The sequence below is a fragment of the Cognatiyoonia sp. genome, from assembly GCF_965661665.1.
Classification (GTDB): domain Bacteria; phylum Pseudomonadota; class Alphaproteobacteria; order Rhodobacterales; family Rhodobacteraceae; genus Cognatiyoonia.
Map to the genome: position 1 here is coordinate 1 of NZ_CBFIEO010000030.1, position 11,068 is coordinate 11,068.

General features: G+C 54.3%; 9 protein-coding genes. 6 read left to right on the plus strand and 3 right to left on the minus strand.

Annotated elements, in window-relative coordinates; genetic code table 11:
• Positions 1 to 163 precede the first annotated feature (163 nt).
• From ACTF5F_RS13490 to ACTF5F_RS13500, 3 genes are read right to left on the minus strand one after another with little or no spacing between them, the layout of a single operon-like run.
• Complete coding sequence (locus tag ACTF5F_RS13490) at positions 164 to 964, minus strand: hypothetical protein (protein WP_438957389.1); 801 nt, start codon at positions 962 to 964, stop codon at positions 164 to 166.
• Between the two features lie 17 nt (positions 965 to 981).
• Positions 982 to 2,790, minus strand: coding sequence for an AMP-binding protein (locus ACTF5F_RS13495; protein ID WP_438957390.1), 1,809 nt, complete (start codon positions 2,788 to 2,790; stop codon positions 982 to 984).
• Positions 2,787 to 3,440 (minus strand): hypothetical protein, encoded by a 654-nt coding sequence (locus ACTF5F_RS13500; protein WP_438957391.1) that lies wholly within the window; start codon positions 3,438 to 3,440, stop codon positions 2,787 to 2,789. Before ACTF5F_RS13500 ends, ACTF5F_RS13495 begins: the two co-directional genes overlap by 4 nt.
• 812 nt (positions 3,441 to 4,252) lie before the next feature.
• Here ACTF5F_RS13500 and ACTF5F_RS13505 point away from each other — a divergent pair.
• The 6 genes from ACTF5F_RS13505 to ACTF5F_RS13530 all read left to right on the plus strand — a co-directional run bounded on the left by ACTF5F_RS13505 (position 4,253) and on the right by ACTF5F_RS13530 (position 10,772).
• The gene (locus ACTF5F_RS13505) at positions 4,253 to 5,065 is read left to right on the plus strand and encodes a universal stress protein (protein WP_438957392.1); all 813 of its coding nucleotides are present in this window, start codon (positions 4,253 to 4,255) and stop codon (positions 5,063 to 5,065) included.
• Between the two features lie 107 nt (positions 5,066 to 5,172).
• Positions 5,173 to 6,144, plus strand: coding sequence for a Bug family tripartite tricarboxylate transporter substrate binding protein (locus ACTF5F_RS13510; protein WP_438957393.1), 972 nt, complete (start codon positions 5,173 to 5,175; stop codon positions 6,142 to 6,144).
• Positions 6,145 to 6,169: 25 nt separating this feature from the next.
• On the plus strand, positions 6,170 to 6,673 hold the full coding sequence (locus tag ACTF5F_RS13515; RefSeq protein ID WP_438957394.1) for a tripartite tricarboxylate transporter TctB family protein: 504 nt from the start codon (positions 6,170 to 6,172) through the stop codon (positions 6,671 to 6,673).
• Positions 6,674 to 6,697: 24 nt separating this feature from the next.
• On the plus strand, positions 6,698 to 8,209 hold the full coding sequence (locus ACTF5F_RS13520; protein WP_438957395.1) for a tripartite tricarboxylate transporter permease: 1,512 nt from the start codon (positions 6,698 to 6,700) through the stop codon (positions 8,207 to 8,209).
• Positions 8,210 to 8,274: 65 nt separating this feature from the next.
• Entirely contained in the window at positions 8,275 to 9,786 is a 1,512-nt protein-coding gene (locus ACTF5F_RS13525) for an acyl--CoA ligase (RefSeq protein ID WP_438957396.1), read from the plus strand.
• Positions 9,787 to 9,791: 5 nt separating this feature from the next.
• Positions 9,792 to 10,772, plus strand: coding sequence for a 2-dehydropantoate 2-reductase (locus ACTF5F_RS13530; protein WP_438957397.1), 981 nt, complete (start codon positions 9,792 to 9,794; stop codon positions 10,770 to 10,772).
• The last annotated feature ends 296 nt before the right edge of the window (positions 10,773 to 11,068 follow it).

The following is an 11,068-nucleotide window of genomic DNA, read 5'->3' on the forward strand; positions in this document are numbered from 1 at the left end:
ACTGCAAGCAGCGCTAGCCAAAGCGCGGTTATTGGGACGAGTAGAGTTAAACAAACGGCCGACCAGAGTGCCACCGCGTCAGGTGCCCATTCACGCGGCACCGCCCAAGACAACGGTACGCAGGCGAGCGCCAAAACGATCACAATTTCATAGCTAGGCTCGATCACGGTAGCTCCCGTGCAAAGGCTGCCAGTAACGTCATGAATTGTTCCGCTCCAGCTTGGCTGAGATGCGCTTGATCTACAAAAGCATTTGCCGGCCAGTTTCCTGAGGGATCTACGATGAAAAGCGGCAAGTTATTTGCTGCGGCGAACGTTTGGGCTGCTTCGTAAAAGTGCGTCATGCCTTGTATGCCGATACGTTCACGGGCTATCGGCGCGCGGGGCATAGCGACAAGAATGACTTGTATTTCAGGGTTGGTCTCGAACACAGTGGACCATTGTTCAGCAAAGCACGGTCCAGTAACACGCAGCGGATACAGGCGGCTCAAACGCAACTCATCTACTATAAAGGGCTCGGATTGATATAGGGGGGAAGCCGTGGCCACTCCTAAAATCTCCTGCCTGAATAATGCGGCCCTAAAAGTTTTACGGATTAAGGTCATATGGTTCGTGATCCAATCTGTGGGGCCACATCCAGTAGATGTATCAGCAAAGCGGCTGACAATAGGATTGACCTCAAGATAGATGCGCTGAATTTTGTGCTCAGCCGCGTTTGTAACGATGGAAAGAAGCTGTCTTTCGTTGCCTCGGCTGTAACCCAGTCGTAGAAAAGGTTTGGGGCCAAACTTGTGTGCATCGGGACCACCGTCGGGATTGGGTATTCCATAACGAACCAGCGACGTTCCGAGGACTAAGGTGTCTATATCTTTAAGACTGGTTGATTGAGCTCGCGCTGCCCAAATCCAAGGAGTAATGAGCGTTCCAAGAACGATAGCTGCGCTAGTAACCCAGACCAGTGTCATTCGCCCTAACGAGGTATTCATGCTGGCCTTGATATCTTATAAACCGCATGTGCTAAGTCGCCTAAATTGCGCAGTGCGCTAACTTGGCGGGTGCTAAGCTGTCCGCTAAAATGTTGTTCCACCGAGAGTATTAAATTCAAGTGGGTAAAGCTGTCCCAGCCGGTAACATCATCAGCTGTGCTGTTGGCGCTCAAAGTCTCTTCAGGAACGCGGAATATGCGCGCGGCGATCATTAATACCTGGGCTAAGGTGTGGTCTTCGCTCACACCCTGATAATTCTTGACGTTTTCTGTTTTCTGAGCGAGTTCGTCCATGACCAATGACCGAAGCACGTCGCCCTGAGCCTTCCCTGATAGCCCGCGTGGGATAGCGGATAAAAAGACGATGTGGCGCGATACCTTTCGTGGCTCGATATGGTTGCGGAGGTGGTTCGTGAGGTCTGTCTCGCCTGCCTTCAGTGCACCGCGCAGCACTACTGCTGTGACCCCGACTTCACCAAAAGTCTCATCCGGAATAGCGATGGTGGCGCTTTCTAACACCTCTGGATGGCGTAACATTGCCTCATCAATTTCTTCTGGCCGTATCAAAACACCGCCGGACATTATAACAGATTTTAGCCGTCCTATGATTTCGTAGCTTCCGTCTGCACGTTGTTTGGCTAGATCACCTGTGCGGAACCAGCCGTCATGGGTAAAGCTTGCTTGCGTCCGTTCTGGATTACGCCAGTAACCCGAAAAAACGTTAGAGCCGCGTAGTTCCAGTTCACCCTGCATTGCGCCATTTTTAATGCGAGCTTCGCAGTCGATTGGAACCCCTGCTGTGTGTCGTGCTCCCAATCCTGGCCAATTGCCTGCGTAGAGGGCGCTTGCGACGGTTTCGGTCAAGCCATAATGACTGACGAGAGGGCATTTAAATCGGTCCTCGATCCTATTCCATAAATCATCCGGCAGCTTGGCTGCGACTGACATGAGGACGCGGCACTCGGGCGCGTCAAAATAGTCGTCATGAGCGGCATAGGCATCAATCATTGACCACACTGTTGGCACAGTCAGCACATGAGTTGCCCTGTGCAGGCGGATGGCAGCCAGCCACTCTTCGATTTTGTGAACCTGGAACCCACCCGCACGGATTAGTGTCGAACCTGACCAAGCTGTAAGTATTGGACCCTGTATCATACCATCCGCATGAGCGAGTACCATATCATTGAAAATACGACTATTTTTGTCATAGCCGAAAAGCTGCGTCAGCGTTGCGAGGTTTGAAGCTAGGTTCGAGCGGCTAATTTGCACGCCACTAGGTTCTGCTGTAGTGCCGGATGTGAAAAGAAGATAAGCTAAACCACCATCTTCATCGTCATTCGGTAAACGTGGTTTGCGGTTCGCGGATGTATCAGCGATGCCAAAGTTGGGCCGCGCGCGTTTTCGACTAAAAAACCCTTTCGAAGTTTCAGTCGGATCCAGCAGTCTGGCAGTCACGTTGGCGGTTACCACGGGTAGGGAATTTTCAGACATCACTAGCTTTGGAGCAACTGCGGTGACAATGCTGCTCAGGCGAGTGTCTGGGCAAGTCCCTTCCACCAATACCGGTACGATCCCGTCCAATATACCCGCCAAAAAGAAAGTTGTAGCTACATCGTCGCAGTCTGAACGAACCACGACTCGATCGCCTTGTTTTAGTCCGGCGGTGTCAAACACTCCCAGCCAACGCGTAATACCCTCAATGAAGGACGCGTAGCTGATAGCACCGCTCGGCCTTATCATAAAGTCGGTGGTAGATGTGCTCGTAAGGGCTGTCCAAAGCCGTTCTGTTAATCCGTGCTGCTTCATTCGTCCCCCGTGCGCCCTAATGTCGACGGAACTGCTCTACGCGGAACTGCGCGGCCTGGGTTGCCAGAAACAATGTGATTGTCGGGAACGGATTTACGTACAACGCTTCCTGCAGAAATTAAAACGTTAGAGCCTATGCGTATGTCTGACTGAAGCACTGCGCCAGCACCAATCATGGTGCGCGCACCGACACGAACATTACCAGACAAAACCGCTCCTGGCCCAACACTAACCCAGTCATCTAGGACGGTATGATGACCAAGCGATGCGCTTCGGTTCACCAGTACACCTTGACCCAGAAGAGTGCCGCCGCCAATCACGACGCCTGCTCCTATAAATCCGCCCATTCCTACGCGGAGCCTCGGTGGTAGGATTGAATAGGGGTCACAGAGAGTTTTAGCCAACTCAAATCCATGAGCCACGGCAATAATGGCAAGCTCGGCTCGGCGTTGCGGAGCCCACGCGCAAGGAAGTGCTGGGCCTAGGTCCGCTGGAGTCAGATCGGACAAATCTACAATTCGTGGAATTGTGAGTGTCCTAGATTGTTGTCCTAAAGCGATCCCAACTCGAAATGGATTGCCTTTGCGTTCCGCTGCTATCTCGTAATCTACAGCTAACGGCGCACGAACACCGAACAAAATCATGAACATAGCCTACGTTCTTTTAAAGGATTATGCATTTGGATTCATTACATTACAAGTGGTTTGCGCTTATACACTCGTATATCGGTAAAGTGAGGATCAGAGGTTTTGGTAATGCGTAATTCCAGCTCAAGTTCGGGTAGGCTGCCGCCGCCGAAGATGAAGTTTCTCAATATATCGAAGAGTAGCGAGGAGATCATGGGCCTCACACTCGGGGAGAAGCCTGGGATGTGGGCGTATTAACTCTGGCGGCTCGGCCAAGGCCTCGGTCGTGTGGGTGTGACCATGACGGCGCCACCAGCGTAAAAGGATGCACAATTTACAGGTAGCCCTTAGGGTGGCCGTGCGGTTCATCGTTCTAATGAAGATGCCGAGCGCTGGGCCGAAATTCGCCCCTTTTTTGAATTTGCAAAACTTTTGTCTACTGCGACACGCCATCATGGTGCGGGTCCCTTAGATTGAGATACCGCCCTCGTTCTGGCTATACCCGAACCTTCCTCATTCTTTTTGGGTTAAATTGCGGGTGATTGCGTCGTAGCGTCCTCAATCTACGTCCAAATTGTCTGTATACAGCGGAATGCAGAAAAATAATTTGTTAACAATGCATTCAAAACGCACAAAAAATTCGCGAAGTAAGTTTATTCCAAAATAATTACCGTTGACGAAACAATCATGCGCTTACCTTTGTGGGGAGAAGTAGGGATTACGACGAAGGCCTAAACAGCCGTGGAGTCGAGGCGTTGTCGATTTGCGCAACGCTGTAGTGCATGAAAGGCCCGTAAGTGATAAAATCAATTCTAGTCCCTGTTCGCGGTGATGGCATGGTTTCCACAGTCCTTGCTCATGCCGCAGAGCTTGCGAAAAAGCACGACGCAAAAGTCAGTGTGGTCCATTGTCGGGCGGGCGCAGCTGATTTGATGCCCCAAGGCATGCCCCTGACCGACTTCGCCCGCAAAGTTATGATGGAACAGGCAAGCGAGCTTGCGAACCAACAGGAAAACCACCTGCGCGGCATCTTGCACCGCCTAGCGCGTGAATATGGGCTGAACGATGAACTCGAAACAAGCGGTGGTGTGCGCTGCACCTTTGCTGAGGTGCAAGGACGTATGGCGGATGTCGTCAAACACGCAGGGCGCCTGTCGGATATCATCGTGCTTCCAAAGCCGCAACGCGAACGTAACCTTGGGCAAAGTTCATTAAAATCAGCGCTCTATGGCGCGGGCCGTCCGGTGCTGGTCTGTCCTGGGCAACTACAACCGGATGAAACCTTTGCCAAACATGTTGCGGTTGGATGGAACGGCTCGCTGCCCGCAGCACGGGCTGTTGCTTCGTCTTTGGACGTCATTGACGCGGCGGACCGCGTTAGCATCCTCACAGGCGGCAAGGTTCAGGCCAACGGGCCCCCTGTAGAGGAGTTGGTCGAATACTACGGACTGCGCGGGATTGCCGCAGACGTCGTCCGATTTGAGGGGAAAGACCCTGCCACCGAGCTTCTGAAGACGTGTAAAACCATCGGCGCCAGCCTGCTTATTACGGGCGCCTATAGTCACAGTCATGAAACCGAAATGCTGTTTGGCGGCAATACAGAACGCATCGTGGATCGCACCGAAATGCCCATTTTAATGGCCCATTAGAACACCTTTGCTTAACACCACGGGGGACACCCCCAAAGACTTCAACCCCGCCCAGACGGCGGACACAACAGGTCCTGAATATTGGACATTTTACGGAGGACGACATCATGAAACTCAACAAAAGGCTTTTCCTTGGTCTGGCCGCAAGCAGCGCGCTGACTACTTTGCCAATCTCTGCCATGGCGCAGGAATGGGAGCCGACCCGTCCGGTCGATTTCACGATCATGGCGGGTGCTGGCGGCGGTGCAGATCAGATCGCGCGCTTTGTTCAATCGGTTGTTGAAGCTAATGATATGATGAACCGACCGTTGATCCCCACAAACCGTGGCGGCGGATCCGGTGCTGATGCTTTACTGCACCTGAATAATGCGCGTGACGCCGATCACACTCTGATGGTCACACTGAACTCGTTTTACACCACACCGATCCGCCAAGAGGCCCTTGGCGTTGATATCGAAACTTTCACGCCGATTACTATGATGGGCGTCGATCCTTTCGTGCTCTGGGTCCACACAGACTCCGGCATCACTGACTTTGATGGCTACTTGGCCGCCGTCCGCGAAATGAACGGCGAGTACGTCATGGGCGGCACTGGGTCTGGTCAGGAAGACTCGATTGTGATCGCCTACATGTCCGACGTCTACGATCTCGACATCAAGTACATCCCCTATGACGGCGGTGGTGCTGTGGCGCGCGACCTTGCCGGTCAGCAGATCATGGCGACCGTGAACAACCCAGCAGAGGCCAACGGGTTCTATGCTGCGGGTGATGTTGTCCCACTTCTAGCCTTCTCTGATGAACGGATGGAGGCCTATCCAGACGTGCCTACGATCAAAGAATTGGGCCACGATTTCTCTTACTACAACCAGCGGGCCATCGTTGGGGCACCAGGGATGTCGGACGAGGCTGCTGAATATTACCGTGGCGTCTTTGGGGCTGTTTATGAAGGTCAGGAATGGCAGGACTATCTCGCTTCAGAGAGCCTGTCGCCCTTGCCGATGAATGAAGAAGAGACGCGGGCTTACTGGGCGACGCAGGTTGAAAACCACCGCAAGCTTCTGTCCCAAATCGACGGCTAATCCAAGAACGTGAAAGGGGGCAGGAATGCGCCAAGGTGAAATATCGCTGGCAGGGCTTCTTGCCCTCTTTTCTCTGTATTTGATGTACAAGAGCACAGAGCTGCCAATTGGTTACATCAGTGGCCAAGGACCCGGCGGCGGCTTCTGGCCCTTCTGGTTGTCGGTCGGAATGCTTCTCAGCTGCTCAGGCATTGCTTGGAATTGGTGGCGCGGTCTCAGCCCGGCTTCAAAGTCAGAAGAGCCCTTAATGGATGCCTTCGGGTGGCGCACTGTGGCGCTTGTCGGAGGCGGGGTCGTAGCCTTTGTGGCGCTGATCCCCATCGTGTCGATGTACGGCGCGATCAGTCTGTTCCTGATCTATTACCTACTTTTTTTGGGGCGCCACTCGTGGCTGTTGACGCTGGTTATCGCCATCCTCCTGCCGATCGCTCTTTTCTTGTTCTTTGAAGGCGCGATGTACATTTCGATGCCGCAAGGCCTGCCTTTCACGCAGCCCCTCTTCGATATGATGTACGACATCATTTACTAAAGCACCTCAAAGGCAAGGATCACCATGGAAGTCTTTTCTTTAATTACCGATGGCGTGCTCACGGCTGTTCAACCGGTGAATTTGATGCTGATCATCATCGGCGTGACAGTTGGTTTGTTTATCGGCGCGATGCCCGGATTGGGGTCCGTCAACGGCGTGGCGATTTTGCTGCCTGTTACGTTTCTAGTCCCGCCTACGGGAGCGATCATTTTTCTGGCAGCTATTTATTATGGCGCGATGTATGGAGGGGCGATCTCGTCGGTGGCACTGGGCATCCCAGGGGCTTCGACTGCGGTGGCCACCACTTTTGACGGGCGCCCATTGGCCCTTCAGGGTCGCGCAAGCCTTGCCTTGGTCACTGCGGCACTTGCCTCTTTTGTAGGGGGGACAGTTGCGACAGTGTTTTTTAGCCTTTTCGCGCCGCTTCTGGCCGATGTGGCGCTATCTTTTGGACCGCCTGAAATCTTTGCCCTGATGTTGTTAGCCTTTGCCACTTTCGTTGGCCTTGGCGGTGATGACATTCCCAAGACTATCTTTTCAATCTGCTTGGGCCTTGTTCTGGCAGCGGTTGGGTTTGACACGATCTCTGGCGAACCCCGCCTCGTTTTGTTTGACATTCAAGGGTTTATGCGCGGCATCGGGTTCATTGTGCTAGCGATCGGTGTCTATGGAATCGGTGAGATGCTCTGGACGATTGAACAAACACGCGGTGAAGTGACCACCACAAACCCCAAGATGACCGCCAAGGGGTTAGCCGCGGACACCAAAGAGGCGGTGCAACGGGGGTGGAAAGGCACATGGATCGGGTCGCTTCTTGGTTTTTTTGTGGGGGTTCTGCCTGCCGCTGGCGCCACGCCTGGGTCCTTGATGGCGTATGGCGTGGCCAAGATGACATCGCGCACCCCCGAGGAATACGGACGAGGTTCACCCGACGGCGTGGCTGCACCCGAGGCTGCGAATAATTCGGCCTCTACAGGATCAATGCTGCCGATGTTGACCCTTGGCATTCCAGGCTCTCCGACAACGGCAATTTTGCTGGGTGGGATGGTGATGTGGGGCCTGACCCCCGGACCGCGCCTGTTCATCGACGAAAGCGAATTTGTCTGGGGCTTAATTGGGTCATTCTATATCTCAAATCTTGTCGCCGTTCTGATCAACCTTGCATTCATTCCGCTGTTCATTTGGATGTTGCGCATGCCTTTTACCATTCTTGCGCCGCTGATTTTTGTGCTTTCCATCGTGGGCGGCTTTGCGGCATCACGCAGCATGCACGATCTTTGGCTGATCGTGATCTTCGGGATCGCCGCTTTTTTCATGCGCAAGTTTGACTACCCGCTTGCACCTGCGGTTCTGGCAATCGTCCTTGGACCCATCGCAGAACCGACTCTGCGCCAGTCCTTGCTCCTGTCATCTGGCGATCCGATGATATTCTTTACACGGCCCATTGCCGCTCCGATCATGGTCATCGCGATCGTTCTGATCCTCTTGCCGGGCGTAAAGCTGTTGCGCCGCAAACGAGACGTAGCAACAGATTGAGCAATGCACTAATTCACCCTTAACGCTCTCTTCACACCAAATCACAACGATATGAAAGACACGCCATGCGAAGACTTGCAGACCTGATCCAGCAGCACCCCGATGCCGCGAATGCCATAGGCGCGCCCGGCCGCGACTGGATGACTTACGGTGATCTAAAAGGGCTGACCCAAGAGGTCCGCAAATCTCTGCGCGGCGCTGGCATCGGCGCGTCTGATCGTGTGGCCATTGTTTTGCCAAACGGCCCCGAAATGGCCACAGCCTTTGTAACCGTGGCGCAATCTGCCACCACGGCCCCTCTGAACTCTGCCTACAAAGAAGACGAATTCTCCTTCTATCTTGAAGACCTGAAAGCCCGCGCAATCATCGTGGAAGCCGGCTATGACGGGCCTGGACGTGCAGCGGCGGATCGTCTTGATATGACAGTGATCGAACTGACAACGACCCAGCCGGCGGGCAATTTCACCTTGTCCACGGATGTGACAGGCACTGCCGCCGACACAGTGCCCACGCCTGACGATGTTGCGCTGATTTTGCACACATCTGGCACAACGTCGCGTCCCAAGATTGTGCCGCTTTTGCAGTCCAACGTCGCAGCGTCGGCGCAAAACGTTGCTGCCTCGCTAGGTTTGACCGCAAATGATGTCTGCCTCAACGTGATGCCCCTGTTTCATATACATGGACTGATCGCAGCTGTCAGCGGGTCCTTGGCTGCGGGCGGATCAATCAGCTGTGCGCCTGGCTTTGATGCGCTGAAATTTTATGGCTGGCTGCAAGAGGTTGATCCGACGTGGTACACGGCAGTTCCAACCATGCACCAAGCCATTTTGGCCCGCGCGCCGCGCAACGCCGAGATCATCGAAAAGGCGCGCCTTCGGTTCCTGCGGTCCTCGTCGTCGTCCTTGCCCGGCCCTGTGATGACGCAACTAGCTGACACCTTTGGCGCGCCCGTGGTTGAGGCCTACGGCATGACAGAAGCAGCCCACCAGATGTGTTGTAACCCGATTGAACCTGGCCGCCAGAAACCCGGTTTTGTTGGCCTGCCCGCCGGCCCCGAAGTACGCATCGCCCACGAGATTGAAAACCGGCTCATTGATGGCGTGGGTGAAATTGTGATTTCTGGCCCCAATGTCACTCCGGGCTATGAAGCCAACCCAGAAGCCAACGAAAAGAATTTTTTTGAAGACGGCGGCAAGCGCTGGTTTCGCACGGGCGATCAGGGCATGTTTGACGAAGATGGCTTTCTGTCTCTGACAGGGCGCCTCAAGGAGATCATCAACCGTGGCGGTGAAAAGATCAGCCCGCTCGAAGTCGATGGTATACTGTCGGATCATCCCGCTGTCGGGCAATGCGTGACCTTCGCCGTCCCTCATGACAAGCTTGGCGAAGATGTGGCCGCCGCAGTGGTCCTCAAGGAAGGCCAAGACGCGACCGACCGCGAGATCCGCGATTTCGCCAGCGAACGGCTTGCCTCGTTTAAAGTGCCGCGCAAAATCCTGATCCTCGATGAGATTCCAAAAGGTGCGACCGGCAAATTGCAACGTATCGGCCTCGCCGAGAAACTGGGCTTGGGGTAAGCGCCATGAAGATTTGTATTTTTGGCGCAGGCGCAATTGGCGGATATGTGGGCGCTAAGCTGGCACAGGCTGGCGCAGACGTAAGCCTTGTGGCCCGTGGCCCTCACCTGAAGGCCATGAACGAAAACGGGCTGCGTCTGATCGAAGCAAGTGGCGAGACCACGGTGCAGGTGACTGCGTCGGACAATGCCTCCGATCTTGGACCTCAAGACTATGTGATCGTCACACTCAAGGCCCATTCTGTTCCAGCCGTGGTGCCCCATATGCAACCTTTGATCGGTGAAAACACCACGATCGTGTCTGGTGTGAATGGTGTGCCGTGGTGGTATTTTCATAAAGTGGGGGGCGACCTGGAGGGTACGCGTTTGGAAACCGTTGATCCGGGCAATGCCCAATGGAACGGTTTTGGCCCTGACCGCGTGCTGGGCTGCGTGGTTTATCCGGCGGCAGAAGTCATCGAACCGGGTGTCGTCAAACACACCGAAGGCAATCGATTTTCGCTGGGGGAACCTGATGGGTCCAAATCCGAAAGGGCGATGGCCTTGTCCAAGGCTTTGTCTGCGGCAGGTTTGAAAGCGCCAGTGCGGCCAAAAATCCGCGATGAGATTTGGGTCAAACTCTGGGGGAACCTGTCGTTCAATCCCATCTCTGCGCTCACCCACGCCACGCTAGATGTGCTGTGCACCGATCCTGCCACCCGCGAGGTTGCGCGCAACATGATGCTTGAGGCACAAACGATTGCCGAAAAACTGGGGGTGAAATTCCCGATTGACGTAGATCGTCGTATCCAAGGGGGCGCGGATGTCGGTGCGCATCGGACATCTATGTTGCAGGACCTTGATCAAGGGCGGCCCATGGAAATCGACGCACTTGTGGGCTCGGTCAAAGAGCTCGGCCGCGTGACCGATACGCCAACGCCAACTATCGATACTGTGCTCGCTCTTATGGCATTACGCGCAAAGACGGCCGGGCTATACGCGACCTGAACGCGCGATAGTGCTGTTTCTTGAGACGCTCAAATGCGAGGGTTTTGGGCTGTGTTCCACCCCTTTGAACACGGCCGGTAATCCCCCCCGTCTGACGTCAGCGCTTATGAGTCCAAATAGGGCAATTTGCTAAGAGAGTGTTCTTGGTTCCTCGTAACCACTGAGGCGTGGACGACGAGAAAGACACCGAAGAGAGCAGGCGAGAAGATCGTCAAAGACATCAAACGGACTACGCGCAGAGACTCTTCATCCGAAGAGACGATCAGGGAAATCACAGAAAGTGTCCCGTCAGTCCG

What these genes read in the sequence shown, in the direction of transcription:
- ACTF5F_RS13490 (WP_438957389.1), bottom strand. Translation starts at nt 964, where the DNA reads ATGACACTGGTCTGGGTTACTAGCGCAGCTATCGTTCTTGGAACGCTC.
- ACTF5F_RS13495 (WP_438957390.1), bottom strand. Translation starts at nt 2,790, where the DNA reads ATGAAGCAGCACGGATTAACAGAACGGCTTTGGACAGCCCTTACGAGC.
- ACTF5F_RS13500 (WP_438957391.1), bottom strand. Translation starts at nt 3,440, where the DNA reads ATGTTCATGATTTTGTTCGGTGTTCGTGCGCCGTTAGCTGTAGATTAC.
- ACTF5F_RS13505 (WP_438957392.1), top strand. Translation starts at nt 4,253, where the DNA reads ATGGTTTCCACAGTCCTTGCTCATGCCGCAGAGCTTGCGAAAAAGCAC.
- ACTF5F_RS13510 (WP_438957393.1), top strand. Translation starts at nt 5,173, where the DNA reads ATGAAACTCAACAAAAGGCTTTTCCTTGGTCTGGCCGCAAGCAGCGCG.
- ACTF5F_RS13515 (WP_438957394.1), top strand. Translation starts at nt 6,170, where the DNA reads ATGCGCCAAGGTGAAATATCGCTGGCAGGGCTTCTTGCCCTCTTTTCT.
- ACTF5F_RS13520 (WP_438957395.1), top strand. Translation starts at nt 6,698, where the DNA reads ATGGAAGTCTTTTCTTTAATTACCGATGGCGTGCTCACGGCTGTTCAA.
- ACTF5F_RS13525 (WP_438957396.1), top strand. Translation starts at nt 8,275, where the DNA reads ATGCGAAGACTTGCAGACCTGATCCAGCAGCACCCCGATGCCGCGAAT.
- ACTF5F_RS13530 (WP_438957397.1), top strand. Translation starts at nt 9,792, where the DNA reads ATGAAGATTTGTATTTTTGGCGCAGGCGCAATTGGCGGATATGTGGGC.